Consider the following 19,427-nt stretch of genomic DNA (forward strand, 5'->3'; position numbering starts at 1 on the left):
CAGGAGTATCTCTTAAAACTAAATTTAATGATTTTTCGATTATCAATAAAAACATTTTCAATAACAAGAAAATTGTAATTGGAATTAGTCCCCAAAAATATTTAATAATTTTCATCGTTATTCCTCGCAATTTAGTATGTATTGTATCCACATACAATATAGTGATAGGTGGTCAGAAAACAATCGATCCAACCACCTATAAAAACTTTGTCAATACATCTTATTTAATGTCTGTTTTTTCTTTTTTAATTTTATGATAAGTTATTTATTTTTCTTACGGATTGCCAACAGTACTACTCCCGCAATCGTTGCAGCAATCGCTCCCGCTACTGGAGTTATATCACCTGTTTTGGCTGCATTTGCTTTTGTCGTAGTAGATTCTTGCCCTGTTTGTGTCCCGTCCGCATTGTTATCTGCTGGGGTTTCGTTAGTTGGTATTTCTACTGCTACTAACCCTTTCATTGCTTCTTGTACACTTGTTACTGCTGCATCTACTTCTTCCTGGGTTGCATCTTCGTTCGCCATCACTGCGTTTGCTTCTGCTACTGCTGTTTCCAGTATTGCATAGCTTTCCGCTGTGTATACATTGGAATCAACTTCATTCGCTTCTGCAATCACTTTTTCCAGGATGGATTTATTCGCTTTGTATCTCAGGTTCAATATCGCGTTCAACAGATTACTTTCTGCCACTTCGATTTCTTCTGCCATTGCATTGTCTTTATCAGCCAATAAATCTTGTGCTGCCTTCAATGCTTCCTGAAATTCTGCCTGGCCTGCTTCTACATAGTCATTTATGTCGTAGGTTTCTGCCAATGCTACCAAATCTTCTAAGGAAGTAATATCGCCTTTCACAAAGCCTAGTTTATGGATTTCTGTCAGTAATGCTTTCCATGCTGCATCCACAGTTTCCTGGGTTGCCATATCATCTTTTGCGACTAATTTTGCTGCATCCAATGCTGCTTTAAAGGTTTCCTGTACATCTACAATTACATTATCAAACTCATCGCTATCTGCTGCGTTTTCCGCATAGGCAATGACTTTATTCAGAATATCCTTATTAGTTTCTACCGGTTCTGCTGGTTTACCAGGAACGGATACTGTCCTTACTGCAGTTGCAGATCTTCCATCTTTAGAAACTGTAAATGTTAATTCTACTTCTGTATCTGTTTCTGGATTTGTAATTTTTCCATCTAAGGAAATAATTTCAGGATGACTTGTATTTGTCAGTTCTACTATAAAGCCTTCTGGAACTTCTGGCATTGTTAACTGAGTATCATCTTGTGCAATAATTGGAGTTTCCAATTGACTGGCAACAGATTCTACTGTCTGCACAATATTAGAAACTACAAAGGCATCTACATCAACATAACAACCAGAGGCTGCTGGATTTTGTTCCCCTGTTACTACAACCTCTATGGTGTGCGTACCCTCTGATAAATTATCCAATCTAAATACTTCAGATTGACGTATGATAGTAGGGGAATACAAATCAATCTTATCATATGGTGTTCCGTCCACAATCACCTGTGCAATTCCACGGTTGGATTCTCTGCTTGCTAACAAAGCAATGCCATCTCCTTCAAATTGGAAGCTTGCCTTGTTGCCTGCAATATTAGAATAGCTAAAGGTTTCGTTACAAGCGCCCTGTATAGGGTCATGGGTCCAGTTACCTTCATAAGAAACTTGTGGATCCTGGTCATCCACCGTAGTGGTTGTGATGATTGGATCATCCCCCATACCTGTTCCAAAGAAAATACCACTCAAGGTAGCATTTGCTCCTCTCATTTGGTCAATACGGAACCGTGCAGATTTATCATATTGATAAATTACATATGCACCATCCGAATAATCTTTTACCACTTTTACAGGTGCTACCATATTTAAAGTATCGCCATCAAACATTTCAATTGCCAACTGCCTTGTATTGTCGCTGTCCCAGTCCACAAAATACAGGGCAACTGTGTATTCTCTCTGTTCCTTTAATTGAATATCCACAGTAAAGGTTTGTTGGCAAGCAATTGGGTCATTGGTGTACAATGCCCCAAGGTTTCGGTTCTCCAAATTCAATCGGTTGCTGGCCAACGCACGTACATCGGTGGTATCTGTTGCCCATTGGGTAGAATTTGCTTTGGTGTACTGGATATCTTCTACATAATCGGGTAATACACGTACGTCTCCGCCATTATAGGCGCACAAAACATAGCCTTCAGAACCATATACGCCACCCCAGTTTCCTTGGGTTGTTGTATCTGTTCCTAAAATTTCAGCGTCATATTTATATACTGGTGCTGTATAGGTAGGTGTAGTACCTTCATAGTTTACTTTAAATTGATAATTACCACCAGAAACTTCAAAGTAAACAAAAGTTTCATCCTGTTGTTTAATTTCCTGGAGAGCTCCATTCATAGAAATTGAAGTGATTTCTTTTTCTACTTTTGGAATGCCAATTTTCGCTGTCGTCCCCTCTGGAACGATAACGCTACAATCCCCTGTATTGGTATCAAAAGAAACTTCTATCTTTCCATAAGGGGTCATTGTGCTTCCAGAAACCCTGGTTAACTGTCTACCTAAATGAGGGGTAACCTCAAAAGTAGTAAATCCTGGCTGTGTCGCGTGAATTCCAAGAATTTCTTCATTCATCCAAGGTAGTACTCCTGCACTCCAAGGATGAGCTAAACTAGTATAACCTGCCTGGTTATTTGGTACTGGTCCATTTTGATCCAGTTCAGCATTCCATTGTGGACGGTAAGTTTCAAAGAATGTAGTACCACCATATTCAATCTGTCCACCCCACAAATCTAAAATAGAAGAAATTGCATCATCATATCTTCCTGTTTCCCCCATAGCCTGTAAAATAAAATACTGGTTAAACGGAGAATAAGATAAACGATTTATACGATCTGTAAAATAAGTTTCAGCAATTTGCGCTTCCGCTTCTTCTGGTAAAACGTCCGCATTTACTGCATCGGAAAAAGCATGGATTCCATATTTTTGATACCATTTAGGGTCACTCTGCAATTCCGCTGTTTTTTCATCAGCATATCCTTGATATTTATCCGCTAACTCAGTTTCTCCAAGGTCACGTAATACCTCAGAAAAATCTTTCCATGCCTGGATGGAGAGAAGTTGATATCCATTCTGGTTTTCCTCAATATTTGGGTTTTCAAACCCAGCACCTAGTCGTTCATCCCATCCATAAAATCCTAAATTTGGATTGGTTCCATAAATATCATAGGCATGGTCTAACCGTTTGGTGGCTTCACTTAATAAAGATTTGACCCCCTGTTGGTCACCAGTATATTCATAATAATCAATTAAACTTAATACCCAATATAACTCATAACTTTCAATACCATTGGAGCGTGTAGAAGTATATCGCATATTTTCCAATACAAAATCGGTATTATAAAAAGCCACTAAAGAGGCCGCCTGGGTTGGATAAGCATCCCCTGTCCAAGAATGACGATCCCCACGGTCCATTAGAATAGCCGCCATGTAATCTTTTTTCAGATTAGCACGAACATCATAAGCTGCGGTATACCAAATTTTATTTAACATCTCGTTATCACTGTCAAAGCTGCCCTCGTAATTGACAGGTTTTGTCTGGCAAACTAGACGGATATCTGAAATATGAAATGGTTGATCAAAATTTGTTACATTAATAAATCCAAATCGAACACCTTCATACAATTCAGAGTTCAACTCTAACCGATATGTATCACCATATTTCACTGGAGCCGCTGTTTTAGAAGGAGATTGTGGACCAGAATTTACAAAGGCTGGCTGATTATATTCACTAACTCCTAAGGTAAGCTCTCCAGATAAATCGGGGCTGTCAATTTCCAACCATCCAGCAAACTCTACACCAAAGTCCAATAAAATAGTTCCTTCTCCTGTTACTTCAATATCTACATTGTCTGTAGTAGCGGAATCTAATCTTTGAAATGCATCTTCCTGTTCTGTTGTAGCAGAAACTGGTTTTCTTAAAAATATTTCTAAATCATCATCCGCTGTTGGATTATCCCAACGGTAATTAACTAGTGGGTCTGGAGAATAGGGCTGTTCTTCTCCACTAAAACTTCCATCAGCAACATACTCATAAGGCTCTGTAATTGGAGAACTTCCCCAGATAGGAGGGTTTGGAAGGGCAATAATACTTCCATATACTTTCATCTCAGCAATCTGCATATAATAAGTATTAAAATCATCTACCCCATATCGTGTACCAACAATTCTTACTTTTTTTGCTTCTATTGGTTGATCGAAAGTAAATACTTGTTCTTCCTCTGTTGCTTGATAATCCTCATAGCTTGCAAGATCAATCCAGTCTTTTTTGTTTATGGTATATTGTAATTTAAAATCTTTTGGGAAGGTAGAAGTAAACCCTTTCCTTGGAGTAATTACAATTTTGGAAACAGATGCAGTTCCCTGGAAAGAGAGTACAGCATAATCCCCCTCAGGAGGAGTATCTGTCTGATACCCACTAGAAGACCAAAAAGAATCTTCATTTCCATCCACCAAATTTTGTGCAGTTAACGAGCTATTTGCATTGCTAGAAGTGCTTGCTGTAACCTCTAACCACCCTTCATTCTCTCCGAGGTTTTTCCCATACGAAATAGTTGGACAAATAATTGCCATCATCAAGGACAACACCAGCAATAATGCTGTTGTTTTTGCAAATCGTTTCATAAATAATTCCTCTCTACTTTCTTATTTTTCTGCTTTTCATCTCAATTTAAAATTTCTACAATTAATTTGTTTTATCTCCCTCCTTTTTTATAGGATTAAGTTATCTCGTATCAATTTTATTTTATAGTTATTTATGTGAAAAGTAATATAATGTCAGTTTATATTATAACATAACTATATAAAAAGACAATATTTTTAAAAAAATTTATTGTTTTATACCAACATCCTATTATCTATTTGTATATAACATCCAACTATAAAAGCTAAAACTACTATTAAAGTGATGGCTTGTGTAGGCTCTGGGAAAGCCTACTGCCGGATAACCCCTCAAGAGGTACTTAGCATCACCCTGCTATCTGGTTCCATTAAACACCAACAGTCTATGTGATTAACCGTCAATCTCTGTTCTGTATACTTTTGCCCTGCAAAAGTAGGTTTTTTAATGAAAATTATTTCCTCTAAAACTTTCTCTTTCTATTCTGGGTAAAACTGGGGATTTGGTTTTGCTTAGACGAACAATAAACAAAAAAGATAGCAGGCTATTATAACCTGCTATCTTTTTAAACTATAAAACTATTTCAATAGAATTATTTTTTTCTACGGCTAAGGATGGCTGCAGTTCCTGCTAATGCAAGAACCATAATACCAGCAATTGGCGCAAAGTCGCCTGTTTTGGCTGCGTTTGCTTTTGTTGTGGTAGATTCTTGCCCTGTTTGTGTACTATCCGCTTTGTTGTCGTCTGGTGTTTCGGTAGATGGTTTTTCTACTGCTACTAGACCTTTCATCGCTTCTTGTACACTTGTTACTGCTGCGTCTACTTCTTCTTGAGTTGCGTTTTCGTTCGCCATTACTGCGTTCGCTTCTGCTACTGCTGCTTCCAGTACTGCATAGCTTTCTACTGTGTATGCATTGGAATCAACTTCATTAGCTTCCGCAATCACTTTTTCCAGGATGGATTTATTCGCTTTGTATCTCAGGTTCAATATCGCGTTCAACAGATTACTTTCTGCCACTTCGATTTCTTCTGCCATTGCATTGTCTTTATCAGCCAATAAATCTTGTGCTGCCTTCAATGCTTCCTGAAATTCTGCCTGGCCTGCTTCTACATAGTCATTTATGTCGTAGGTTTCTGCCAATGCTACCAAATCTTCTAAGGAAGTAATATCGCCTTTCACAAAGCCTAGTTTATGAATTTCTGTCATTAATGCTTTCCATGCTGCATCTACTGCATCCTGACTTGCTGCTGGATCTGCCGCAATTTCTTTTGCTGCATCCAATGCTGCGTTGAAGGATTCCTGTACATCTGCGATAACATTGTTAAAGTCATCAGATGCTTTTTGTTCTTCTGCGTATACGATTACTTTGTTCAGGATATCTTTGTCTGTTTCTACAGGTGGTTCTGGAGATTCAGTAGTATTGTATACACCTAATTCTGCCAATTGGAAACGATATCCATCACTGCCTGGAACATCACGGGTACCCAATGTAAAGGCTCTTACTTGAATATAACGAGCCTGTTGTAATGTTTCGCAGGAAATTACAAGAGGTTTCCATACAGGAGCATTATCTTCATCCTGTTCATAGATAGTAGTGTAGTCTATACCATTTTCACTTATATTGATTTCATATTTTACAGGGAAGTTAAATGTCTTTCCTTCTGGAGAGAAATCATCTGTACGTGGATACAATTGGATTCGGTCAAATTCTTTTACTTCTCCCAAATCAACAACCAACTCAAATGGATTGTTACTGATATCTGGAGAATTTGTCCCATAACTATCACTGGTAAATCCATTATTTCCTCCCAAATGGTTTAAGATACCATCTGTTAAATAATCAGCACTCCATCCAGCTGCAGTATAAACACTATTTGCAGTTACTTTTGCACCAAGTGCTAAGTCATCATATCCACTCCATTTAAATTGAGCAGATAATGTCATATTATCAGTTGGTGTAATAGTAATCGTCTGGTCTGTGGATGTTGCATCACCGCTCCATTGTTGGAAGCTGTAATCCACATCATTTTTAACAACTGCTTGTATTGTAATAGGCTCATTCGCTACTGTTTTAATGGTAGTTGGAACACTCTGTAATTCGCCACCATTCACACTAATTTGGTATGGGACCGTTTCGTCTGTTTGTTCTACATCAATATAACAATACTCGGTTACTCCAGCTTTAAATTGATAAGAACCAGATACTGCTTCAAATACTGCTTTACCATCTTCGGTTTTAACATAAACTAAGCCATCTGTTTCAGTCGTAACTTCTTCTGGTGCTTTTCCATTCACTGTAATGGATTTTCCATCTTCTACTGGAACATAAATAGTAGCGGTTGTATTTGCTGGGATAACTGCATCATAAATAAACTGTCCATCTTCATAATCCCAGTTGCTTACAATAGTACCATATTCAGAGGTATAGGAACAATCCACATGTCCAATTAACTGATCTGGTGTTGGTTGTAATACAATATGTTTAAATCCAGGCTGATCAAAATCATACATAATACCAGCCATGTAACCATACATCCATTCTGCTACCGCACCATAAGAATAATGGTTAAAGGAGTTCATTCCAACATCGCCAAAACCGGTTTCTTTGGTATAAGAATTCCATCTTTCCCAAATAGTAGTTGCACCCTGATCCACAGAGTACAGCCAAGATGGGTTACCGTGTTGTAGCAACAATTGGTACGCAACATCATCTGCTCCAATTTTGCTTAAGGTTTGCATAATAATGGAAGTACCTAAAAATCCTGTTTGCAATTTATTTCCATTTCTAGAAATATTATCCAATAAGGTTTGTTCTACGATTGCTTCAGATTCTTCATTTGGTAATAAGTCAAGGAATAACGCAAACAGACATGCGGTTTGTTCTCCACGTTTTAAGCTACCATCTTCATTGACATACTGCTGCTGGAAGTATTCTTTTTCGATTTCATAAATTTCTTGATATTTGGTAACGTCATCTGTTTTACCTAATACTTCAGCCATTTCAGCCATCATCTGGGCATCCCAAGCATAATAAGCAATACCCAGCAATGATTTCATATCATCGTCATTGCTTTCGTATGCCAGCCAGTCACCATAGGAATGGCCTGCGCCTTTTTTATCTGTAGAAGCTAAGAATACATCAATGTATTTCTGCATGGATTCATAGTTTTCTTCAATTACAGATTTATCTCCATACATCTTGTACAAATTATATGGAACAATAATTCCTGCATCCGCCCAACCAAGCTGTCCTGTACCGCCAAAACGAGTAGCTGGTGCTGTATCTGGATAAGCGCCATTGCTTGCCTGAGAATCTTTCATATCTTGCATCCATTTTTGTAAGAATCCTTTGGAATCTGCATTATAGGAAGCAGCGGTAGAGAACACCTGTGTATCAGCAGACCATCCTTGACGTTCGTCACGTTGTGGGCAGTCTGTTGGAACGGACAAATAGTTGCTGTATTGTCCCCAGAAAATGTTGCTGATCAACTGGTTTACATCCGCGTTTCCAGTAGATAAAGTACCTGTATTTTCGGCAACGGATGTTACCACAATTCCTTTTACATTATGGATTGTCACTGGTTGTGTTGTGCTGATTTCCAGGTAACGGAATCCATAGAAAGTAGCGCTTGCCTGATAAGTTTCGATTCCATTTCCACTTAAAATATAACGTCCAGTAGCTTGAGCAGAGCGCAGGTTTGCAGTATAAATGCTACCTTCTGGGCCGTCATTTCCGCGGGATTTTAAACCATCATTATCGTTCAGCATTTCACCATGTCTCATGGTTAACATAGCACCTTTTGGTCCTTCTACTTGGATTTTTTCCCATCCAGCAAAGTTTTGACCCAGGTCAATTACTGCTTTTTCATTTGGCTGCAACGTAAAGGATTCCCCATCCTGATAAGTTCCAGTTACATTAATTTTACCATGTTGGCTTTCATTTGCATCAATCGCACCATCATATACGGTAACTGTTTTTGTGTTTACTGTCAGGTCCTCCCGTACACGAACAGAAGGTCCGATTTGCGAAACAATCTCACCACTGAATTCCTGGTTGATATCCGCATAGTTCCAAGTAGAGTCATCATACCCATTATAGCGGAAAGATGTATCCGCATTCGCATCATAAGTTTCACCGTTAAAAATATCTCCAAAAACGATAGGACCTTGTAAAGAGGTTTTCCATGTCCTATCAGTGCCAATTACTTTTTGGCTGCCATCCGTATAGGTCAGTAATATCTGGGCACGGAACGCATTGTTTTTTCCTTGATTTCCTGCAACAGCACCATTCCACCAACCAGAGCTGACATTTGCCACAACGGTATTGGCTTCTCCTTCGTTTATCATTTGAGTAACATCATAGGTATAGCTAAATACACGTTTTAATGGCTGGGTATACCCTGGTTTTAATTCATCATATACCATGGAGCCGTCTTCTTGACGGGTACCAACTCGTTCCCCATTAATGAATACATCAAATACACCAAGTCCTGTTACATATAATTTAGCAGAAGCCAAATTCTGTTCTGGTGTAATTTCCTTACGGAAAGTAGGGATTCCTTGTGGAGGAAGTAAGATACCAAATCCACCACTTGCTACAAATTCTCCATTTTCATTGATAGAACCCTGTAAAAATGGATTTTGTCCATCGTCAAAATGATAGTTATAAACAACTTCTCCTTCCTGAGAATCTGTGTAATCCACTAAGGTGAAGTTATCTACTGTACCAGATTCGTTTCCATCAGCACGGAACCCTAACATACCAATTTGGACTGGGATACCTGTAGTGCTTTGGTCACTTATCTCGCCAATTGTAAAAGTATCTACTAATTGGTTATTAATATAAGTGTTAATTTCATCCTGTGTAACATCTAATTTGATGTGTGCAGGTTTTGTTTTAAACTCTTCAATACTTCCAATTGCTGAAGTTACATCTTTCGTATGGGAAGCATAGGTTGCGTAGCTTCCATTTTTCCAGGTATGCGGTTTAAACATTACTTTACCCGGTTGGTCTTTGATGTTTAGTTGTACCATATAGAAATTATTGCTATCCATTGCATTAAACAACAGGCTAACCGCAGTATTTGAACAAGTAACATCCGCTTCCACTACATAGTGTACAGGCTCTTTTTCTCCAGTCTCAGGATCAAATGGTTCCACATAAGTATCATCAGAACCTACAAAATGGGTACTTAATCTACCGTCAACAATAGTTCCACCGCCAAATGGATTTTTTCCATCATCAAAATTATAATTTTTAACGACAATTCCATCAGCGTTTGTAGAATAATCTGTTAAAACAATGTTGTCCAACCAGCCATCTTCTTGTTCAGCAGAACTGGTACGGAATCCAATATTTCCGATTTCACCATTCAATCCAACACCAGCTAAACTGGATTTTGGACAAGTATTTACTAAATTTCCATTGATATAGGTGTCAATCTGATCATTGGTAACTTCTATTTTTAAATGTTGAACAGCCTTTACATCTTCTTTCATATATTCTGTAATATCCACATCTTCTAATGCATTAAAATTACCATTCTTTTTAAAATGTGGACGAAGCTGCAATTTTGTTGCATCTTCTTTTGCTGTTCTTACCTGCCACATTAAGTAGTTGTCCTTATCTTCCGCTTCAAATACTAAGGCAACTCCTGTGTTAACAATCTGAATATCTGCTTCCAGGGTATAGTCTAGATGAATAGGTTCTGGGTCTACAGGAGTTTCAGTAGAAGTTCCCATCTGAATCCATTGGGAATCGTTCCAAGCATCCTCTCCCAATAAGCCCATTTCAAAAGTAGCAATATCAGATTGAATTGCCTGTTGGTCTTTATCCCATACAGTTACTTGCCAAAAATAGGTAGTAGATGCTTGTAAAGCATCCCCAGCATACTGGATTCCTATCGATACACTACTTTCCTGCTTTTTAGAGTCCCAAACTTTTTGGGACAAATCTTTGTCTTTTGCTACAACAACCTGATATGCTGTTTGATGTTGTCCAATTACAGAAGATTCCATCTGCCAACTGAAAGTAGGGTTCGTTACATCAATCCCTACAGGGTTTACCGCATCTTCTGTCCTTAAGTTTGTAATAGTGGTTTCGTTTGTGTCTGCCGCAAAAATATTGATTGGTGTAAAAACAGACAACATGAAACACAACGCTAAAACCAACGCAAGTATACGATTTTTTCTCTTCAATGCTTTTTCCTCCTTAAGTAAAATAGTTGATACGAAAAATGAAAACCTCCTTTCTTCAATTAAAAGGTCCCAATGATTTATATAGTAAATTATACTCTTCTTTCTATAAAAAGAAATAGATATTTAAAATTTTTGTATTAATTTCCAAATACATTTTATCTTATTTGTAAAAATTAAACAATTTAAAACTGTTTTTTTACTACTTGTTATTTGCTATAAATGATAAATCTATTTTTTTACAAACAAAAAACCTTACAGAAAAATTCTGTAAGGCATATAAATTCTTTATCAGTATTGTTATAAGGAAGGAAAACCAAAGGATTTTAGATTCATCCCTATCGTAGATAACATTTGGTTTTGCGCCACATTGATTGTATCATCAATTCTCTTACTATACTGCTCAACAAATTCTTGTGACATATAAGCAAAATCTTTATCAAATAATGGTTTAGATGGAACAATCAAGTCAGATTTATCCATTAAATATCTTCCGCCCTCTTCCCCTTTGCTATAATAAGTATCCAGAAAATCAGATGCTGAAAAATACAAATCCAAATCTTCGTCACCAAAACAGTATTGTAATACAATAGCATCTCCACCGCCTAGAGTAGAAATAATATATTTTTCATCCCCAACTTGGTATATCCATTCATATCCCTGTATCTCTTCGTTGTATGGAACATTTTTTGCCATCCATGCGTTCAAGGCGTAAAAGGGATCCGCAGATGGATCTGGCATTCCGCAATTAATACAAAGGTATTTTCCATAATCATGTTGTGGTGCAGCATAACAGTCTATATACTGATATCCACAATTCTGGCAAGTATGAATCGTATAACCTTGCTCAGAACAAGTAGGTGGAACCACTTCATTCCTATAATTATGGTGACATGGTTGTACCTTTGATGTTTCTGTCTCAGTTAATGTTTGTGCATCAGTTGAGGTTATTGGTATATCAGAAATGGTTTCAGAAACTTGAGGTTGCATAGAACTATCGACAGAAAAAGTTTTTCTGCTGCTCTCCTGTGCACTTTCCAAAGGACTTGATAAACTGTTGTTATTATCTGTTGTTGTCAGATTAGAGAGTTGGTAAGTAAACAACGCTATACTGGTAATAATCAACACGGCTAATGTACTAGAAATAATGGCTATATTTTTTGTTGTGAAACAGCATTTCCACTTCACTAATTTTTCAAGTAATCTCATTGAAAATATCCTCGTTTTACTTCATTTTAAATCACATCATCAAATGATATATCGTTCTATTTGAAAAATAGTTTTTGAACATGATACCACAAAGTAATATAAATTCATCATTTAATTGGGGATAAAATATCCTTCTGATAGAAAATAATTTATTGAAAATGATATAAAGAAAAAACTACATCCTAATTTCTATTGCCTAAAATGTGGTTTATAATTTACAGTTGTATTATAAAAAAGAGAGCCGCAATAAAAACAAGATTATCACTCATAAAAACAAAAAAGCCTGAACGCAACTTGCGTCCAGACTCGCTCTGGTGCGGATGAAGGGACTTGAACCCATATGAGATTGCTCTCACTAGAACCTGAATCTAGCGCGTCTGCCGATTCCGCCACATCCGCATATCTAATTTTAAGTCCGAAACTCGAACTGCTTAGCTATTATATCACGGCAGTTTTATTCTGTCAAGGATTTTTAGAAAAAAAATTAAATTTTTTGTCGTTCCTACAATTGTTGTTTTTCCGGCAATATGTTATAATAAATTAAATTTTATTTGTATAAAATCGTTGTCTTTTGTTATCACTAAAATAGCCTGTGTGAAAGAAAGGAAGAGAACAATGAGCCACTGGATTCACCAAGCAGTTTTTTATCATATTTATCCTTTAGGATTTTGTGGAGCGCCAAAATATAATGAGGAAATTGAACCAGTAAACCGTTTTGAAAAATTGATAGAATGGATTCCCCATTTAAAAATGTTAGGCATCAATGTTGTTTATCTAGGTCCAGTATTTGAATCCAGCAGACATGGATATGATACAAAAGACTATTATACGATAGATAAACGCCTGGGAACCAATGAATCATTTCAAGAAATTTGCCGACAACTCCATCAAAATGGTATTCGCATCGTATTAGATGGAGTGTTTAACCATGTAGGAAGAGAGTTCTGGGCGTTTAAAGATGTACAGGAGAAACGGGAAAACTCCCATTATTGCAGTTGGTTCCACAACCTTAATTTTGGCGGTGGCAGCCCAATGGGAGATCCATTTTGGTATGAAGCTTGGAACGGCTGTTTTGATCTGGTAAAACTGAACCTTCGCAATCCAGAGGTAGTAGAGCATTTACTCAATGCGGTTGGAAAATGGATCGATGATTTTGGCATTGATGGATTGCGATTGGATGCTGCTGATTGTGTAGATATGGATTTCTTCCGTACTCTAAAGCATTTTACTACCTCTAAAAAATCTGATTTCTGGCTGATGGGGGAAATTATCCATGGGGACTACAACCGTTGGGCAAACCCTGAAATGTTGGATTCTACTACGAATTATGAGTGTTATAAAGGGTTATATTCCTCCCATAATGATAAAAACTATTTTGAAATTGCCCATTCCTTAAACCGGCAATTTGGCAATGGAGGAATTTATCAAAACATTTATACCTATAATTTTGTGGATAACCATGATGTAGACCGCCTAGCTTCCCATTTAAATGATAAAAAACATCTACAAAATGTATATACAATTTTATATACCATGCCTGGGGCACCTTCCCTTTATTACGGAAGTGAATGGGGAATTGAAGGAAAAAGGACGAGAGATGACGATAGTCCACTGCGTCCTTGTTTGGAACTCACTGAAATGCAAGGGAAAAACCCAGCATTGGTTTCCCATCTATTCAGATTATCTCAAATCCGTCAATATTTTCCTGCCATTCAATACGGTAAATTTGAAAACGTGCAAATCAAAAATGAACAGCTGATTTTTAAACGTTATACAGACGGGCAAGTAATTTATATTGTGTTAAATCTGGCAGACCATGAAGAAACAATGGAGCTATATGCGAACTGCGCTATGCTGATGGACCTGTTGCGAGATGGTACAGCTTTTAAAAATGATGGTGGTAAATTCCAGCTTGCGATCCCAGCAAACTCCGCAATGGTTCTATTGGAGACTCAGGACATATTCCAATGGCATAGTCCGAAGGAATCACCAGTAGAAAAATTAGAACTATCTGACGAGCAAAAATGGCGGCTAGGGAGATACCGCCATTTTAAAGGGAACGACTATCTGGTCATTGATTTCGCGCGGCATTCCGAAACCCAGGAGTGGTATGTAGTCTATCAACAACTATACGGGGATGGCTCTACCTGGATACGTCCAGCGGATATGTTTTACGAAATTGTGGAACGGGATGGCATCCAACAGCCCCGGTTCCGTTATATTGGCGAAGAATAACAAAAAATGCAGTTCTATTACAAAGAATAGGACTGCGTTTTTATTGTTTACTGGATATCATCACAATTTTTCATGGAGGAAGCAGGGAAAAAATTTAACATTTTATCAGAATTTTTTTTGAAACAAAAAAATAGGTTTTCTTTTTGTATGTTTTCCTATATAATAAAAGATAGTGTTTATTTTCCCCTTTCTAGTAGGATAGCAAGTGGGATAAATTTTTGTCAATAATTAGCTATCATAAATAGAATTTTAAATTGAAAGGAACGAGGTTATCTTCATGGGTGGAGTATTTGGCGTTGTATCAAAAGAAAGTTGTGTGATGGATTTATTTTTTGGAATAGACTATCATTCACATTTGGGAACCCGCAGAGGTGGAATGGCTGTTTATGGTCCAAAAGGATTTGACCGCGCAATCCATAATATCGAAAATTCCCCTTTCCGTACAAAGTTTGAACGAGATGTAGACGAGCTGGAAGGTACAATGGGGATCGGCTGTATCTCTGACAGCGAACCACAGCCACTGTTGGTGCAATCCCATTTAGGCAGCTTTGCGATTACTACGGTTGGAAAAATCAATAATGTAGATGAGCTGGTAAAAGAGGCATACGAAAAAGGTAGGACCCATTTCCTTGAAATGAGTGGCGGCAATATTAATGCTACCGAGTTAGTGGCGGCGTTAATCAACCAAAAAGATAGTATTGTGGAAGGCCTGAAATATGTACAGGAGTTAATTGACGGTTCTATGACAGTACTGGTAATGACCCATGAGGGGATTTATGCAGCCAGGGACCGCCTGGGAAGAACCTCTTTAATTGTTGGTAAAAAAGAGACTGGCTACTGTGTTTCATTTGAAAGCTTTGCTTATATTAACCTGGGGTATCAGGATTATAAAGAATTAGGTCCTGCCGAGATTGTGTATATCACACCAGAAGGGGTAGAAACAGTCAGCAAACCGGGCAAAGAAATGAAAATCTGTTCGTTCCTGTGGGTATACTACGGCTATCCAACTTCTACCTACGAAGGGGTAAATGTTGAGGATATGCGTTACCGCTGCGGTAAAATGTTGGCAAAACGTGATTCTGACGAAGTTCATCCGGATATTGTCGCTGGTATACCGGATTCCGGCATCGCCCACGCTATTGGCTACGCAAATGAATCCGGCACTCCATTTGCGCGCCCATTTATTAAATATACCCCAACTTGGCCCCGTTCCTTTATGCCAACCAAACAAAGCCAGAGGAACCTGATTGCCCGGATGAAACTGATTCCAGTGGATGTATTAATTAAAAATAAAAAGCTGCTGTTAATTGACGATTCCATTGTACGCGGGACACAGATGCGGGAAACAACAGAATTATTGTATCAAAGTGGTGCGAAAGAAGTGCATATTCGTCCAGCATGTCCACCATTGTTGTATGGTTGTAAATATTTAAATTTCTCCCGTTCCAAATCGGAATTGGATCTAATCACCCGCCGCATTATTTTAGAACGGGAAGGCGACCAAGCAGAAAAGATGCTGGAAGATTACGCAAACCCCGATAGCACAAATTACAAAGAAATGGTAAAAGAAATTGAAAAACAATTAAAATTCACCTCCTTAAAATACCACCGCTTGGATGATTTGATCGAATCCATTGGAATTGAACCATGCAAGTTGTGTACTTACTGTTGGAACGGAAAAGAATAAAAGCGAAAAAACTGCCAGGAATTTATCTCCTGGCAGTTTTTATAATTGGGCCAAAAAAGAAAATTTAATTGTCGATAAAAGGTAATTTACCATAATTTTTTGTAAAATACTTTCTTTATTTGTAAAAAATAATTGAAAAATGTCTGTTCATCCCTGTATATAGCCATTCGTCCCAAATATCTTGAAAATTAGAGCAAAACTGGTAAAATAATACACGTAGATAAGAAAGGAATGCCAAACAAGTGGAACATATTTCTCAAAAAGTTGTTGCTTATTTTTTAAGAAACAATGTCATCACAGAGGATGAACAAGACATTTACCAATATGGTATAAAACTTATTATATCCAATGTTCTTGGAGTAGTACTTATATTGTTGGCAGGTGTCATCCTAAATCAATTTTGGTTTGCGGTGGTTCATCTAGTTTGTATGATAACGGTTCGCATTTACAGTGGTGGATTCCATGCGGATACTTATATTGTATGTAATTCCAGTTCTGTAATTACTTTCTTGTTGGTTTGTGGTGTAACAGTTTGGCTACCTCCTAAAATATGGTTATGGAGTGCAATTATATTTTGTATTGTAGCATTAATCATAGCTTTTTATCTTTCCCCGGTAGAACACCCAAATAAACCGTTTACTAAAAAACAAGGGCGAAAATATCGGATGATAAGTTTAACTATGATGGTATTGCTTTCCATTTCTGCGGTTATCCTTACCATATATTGCATTCAAATTGGCGTTTGTATCGCCGCTACTTTATTGGCGATTTCCATTTTAATGATTGCAGGGATAATAAAAAACCATTTTTTTAAGGAGCGACGGTTAAAATGAAAAATTTAAAAAAATCAATTGCGAAAAAAGCTGCTAAATTGGTGTTGAAGACAGTTAGAATGTCCAATGGTACACCTTCTCTATTTGCTCAACACCAGCCAAAAGAACCAGTTAATTTATCAGCTCGATTGGCAAATAAAAAATAGATTGCTTTTTGATAACATCTTCTTTTATTAATTAAAATAAAGGAATTTTTGTAAAGAGGTTATAAGTTACTGAAAAAACTGTAGATAACAAATTCCTCAGTAAATCAAATAGTGAATGTCGAACACACAACATTTTTCTATTTAAATGATTCTGTAACTATAACCCAAAAAACCGGAGTAAAATTTTACTCCGGTTTTTTCTATAAAATGGTAGTTCATCAGGATGGGTTGTTATTTTTTAGCCATCCCTTGAAAACCAATGATAAATCCTTTATACTTAGTATGGAAGGAAATTTCAAGACAAAAAGGAGTTTCTGTCATGTTAATAATTGTTACTTGCGATGACAGTTGGGCATTTTTAAAACTGATCCAGGAAAAATTAACACATTACTTTTCAAAAAAACATCTGAATATTGACCATCGTGTATTTTCAGATAGTAATACAGCCATCCGTTACTGTTTAAAAAACACCGTGGATTTGGTTCTACTAGATGTAGAAATGCCCGGAAAAAATGGAATGGAAATGGCAAACATCCTCAACCAGAAAAAGCCACATCTACCTATCGCATTTGTTACCAGCCATGAAGAACTTGTTTTTGAGGCGATCCGATGCCGTCCATTTGGATTTATTCGAAAATCCTGTTTGGATGAAGATTTAGAGGATCTGGTAAAACGTTTCCTTCAGTGGATCCAAAAGCGTAATCAAAAAATTTTATTGGATGCAGAAGGTAAGCAGGTATCTGTTAGCATTCCGCAAATTTTGTATGTGGAAAGTGCCAAAAATTATATTATGGTACATACAGCAAAAAACATCTATAAAATTCGAAAAACAATTAACCAGTTTGAAAAAGAAGTGGGGCGTTATGGGTTAATCCGTTGCCACAAAGGTTTTTTGGTCAACTATGCCCACATTGAGGAAATTTCCAAACATGAACTATTCTTAACTGGTGAAGTATCGGTTCCACTCAGCCGCACATATACCTCGTCCGTTAAGGATGCTTTCATGCAATTTTCAAGGAGATAAGAATGTCAACTGGTTTATGGATAGTGATAGAATTAATAACCAATGCGATAGAATCCTATATTATGCTCGATTTTATCGTACAGTATTTAGGATTTAAAACAGAGGAGAAAAAATGGAAATACTTTCAATGGATCTGTTGGGGAATATTATTTGCAGAGATTACTTTTTTCACATTACCTTCAAAAGTAGAGTTTTTTTCTGTTCTTGTTTCAATGACTATTTGTTTTATTTTTTCATTATTATGTTTACAAGGTAAAACCTTACAAATAGTTTATACAGTTTTTCTTTCAATTATATTGGATGTACTAACAGCTGTTATATCAGGAGGTATTTGTGGATTACTCTTTGATTCTAGCTGGTATCAAGTTTATTTAGGCAGAGATGTTAGCAGAATTATTTTATTAGTTTTTTCTAAGGTTCTATATTTTTACCTTTCCCGTTTAATCCTGCGGTTTAAATTCCGTTCAGATACATCAGTAGCCTGGTGGATTATGTTAAGCCTAAATCCTCTTGTATCTGCTATATTACTGTTTTGTATTGTTATGATAGCGCATGACACATTACAAAAATATTTAATTTATATTTTGATTGCAGCTTTTTCTATCTTAATTTTAAATATCGTAACATACTGGATATTTATCCGATCCCAAAAAGATAATCAAAAACAAATTGAATATAAAATATCACTGGAAAAGGAACGAACCAAAAAACAATTCGCAGAAGAGTTAAAAGCTTCCAACCAGCAACTACATGCTTTGCGGCATGATTTAAAATCATACCATACATCACTGTTGTCGCTGCTAAGAAATAATCATCCCGAAGGTGCTATTAAACTTCTGGAAGAAAACCTGGACTATATTGATCAGACCAGAAGGTTTATTTTTACCGATAATATTTTAGTAGATGGTGTAATCAATAACAAAATAGCATTGCTGCAAGATGAACGTGTTAAAACAACATTTTCAGTTTCTTCCCTTAAAACAATTGCGGAAAGCAGTTTAAACGAGATGGACCTCTGCTTAATACTGGATAATCTATTGGAAAATATTTTAGATTATTATAAATCCAACCCCAAAACAGACACAAAAGAAGTTTACTTTGAACTTTTTGAAAATAGCCGTTTTATCCGTATTATTGTAAAAAATTCGATTTCCGGTTCTGTCTTAAAAGGTAACGAAAAATTATTTACCACAAAAAAAGATAAAAATCTTCATGGCTTTGGTATCCCAAAAGTCAAAAAGCTAGTGAAAAAATACAATGGCATCATCAATATATTTGAGGAAAATGGCTTTTTCTGTGTAGACCTCATACTATATTTCAAATTAAAGTAACGTTTATTGAACCAAAACATCTGGATAGAAAACTATTCCCTAAAACAAATAACCCCTATTGCTATTCTAACCAGCTTATTTG

At 36.8% G+C, this 19,427-nt stretch carries 9 protein-coding genes and 1 tRNA gene; 6 read left to right on the top strand and 4 right to left on the bottom strand.

Annotated elements, in window-relative coordinates:
* Positions 1 to 261 precede the first annotated feature (261 nt).
* The 4 genes from H8Z77_RS07950 to H8Z77_RS07965 form a co-directional block, all read right to left on the bottom strand.
* On the bottom strand, positions 262 to 4,689 hold the full coding sequence (locus H8Z77_RS07950; RefSeq protein ID WP_186996686.1) for a discoidin domain-containing protein: 4,428 nt from the start codon (positions 4,687 to 4,689) through the stop codon (positions 262 to 264).
* Between the two features lie 587 nt (positions 4,690 to 5,276).
* Entirely contained in the window at positions 5,277 to 10,883 is a 5,607-nt protein-coding gene (locus H8Z77_RS07955; RefSeq protein ID WP_286165527.1) for a family 78 glycoside hydrolase catalytic domain, read from the bottom strand.
* Between the two features lie 297 nt (positions 10,884 to 11,180).
* Positions 11,181 to 12,089 (bottom strand): hypothetical protein, encoded by a 909-nt coding sequence (locus H8Z77_RS07960; RefSeq protein ID WP_069987403.1) that lies wholly within the window; start codon positions 12,087 to 12,089, stop codon positions 11,181 to 11,183.
* 312 nt (positions 12,090 to 12,401) lie between these two features.
* A tRNA-Leu gene (locus tag H8Z77_RS07965) sits at positions 12,402 to 12,488 on the bottom strand.
* Positions 12,489 to 12,704: 216 nt separating this feature from the next.
* Between H8Z77_RS07965 and H8Z77_RS07970 the strand changes: the two genes are divergently transcribed.
* The 6 genes from H8Z77_RS07970 (at position 12,705) to H8Z77_RS07995 (ending at position 19,345) form a co-directional block, all read left to right on the top strand.
* Entirely contained in the window at positions 12,705 to 14,324 is a 1,620-nt protein-coding gene (locus tag H8Z77_RS07970) for a DUF1653 domain-containing protein (protein WP_186996687.1), read from the top strand.
* Positions 14,325 to 14,601: 277 nt separating this feature from the next.
* Entirely contained in the window at positions 14,602 to 16,011 is a 1,410-nt protein-coding gene (locus H8Z77_RS07975; RefSeq protein WP_186996688.1) for an amidophosphoribosyltransferase, read from the top strand.
* A gap of 242 nt (positions 16,012 to 16,253) precedes the next feature.
* Positions 16,254 to 16,844 (top strand): accessory gene regulator ArgB-like protein, encoded by a 591-nt coding sequence (locus H8Z77_RS07980; RefSeq protein WP_186996689.1) that lies wholly within the window; start codon positions 16,254 to 16,256, stop codon positions 16,842 to 16,844.
* The gene (locus tag H8Z77_RS07985; protein WP_186996690.1) at positions 16,841 to 16,990 is read left to right on the top strand and encodes an AgrD family cyclic lactone autoinducer peptide; all 150 of its coding nucleotides are present in this window, start codon (positions 16,841 to 16,843) and stop codon (positions 16,988 to 16,990) included. The genes H8Z77_RS07980 and H8Z77_RS07985 overlap by 4 nt, the downstream gene beginning before the upstream one ends.
* A gap of 319 nt (positions 16,991 to 17,309) precedes the next feature.
* Entirely contained in the window at positions 17,310 to 18,014 is a 705-nt protein-coding gene (locus H8Z77_RS07990; RefSeq protein ID WP_186996691.1) for a LytR/AlgR family response regulator transcription factor, read from the top strand.
* Positions 18,015 to 18,016: 2 nt separating this feature from the next.
* Positions 18,017 to 19,345, top strand: a complete 1,329-nt coding sequence (locus tag H8Z77_RS07995) for a sensor histidine kinase (protein WP_186996692.1) — start codon at positions 18,017 to 18,019, stop codon at positions 19,343 to 19,345.
* The last annotated feature ends 82 nt before the right edge of the window (positions 19,346 to 19,427 follow it).

This window comes from Clostridium facile, assembly GCF_014297275.1.
Lineage (GTDB): Bacteria > Bacillota > Clostridia > Oscillospirales > Ruminococcaceae > Massilioclostridium > Massilioclostridium facile.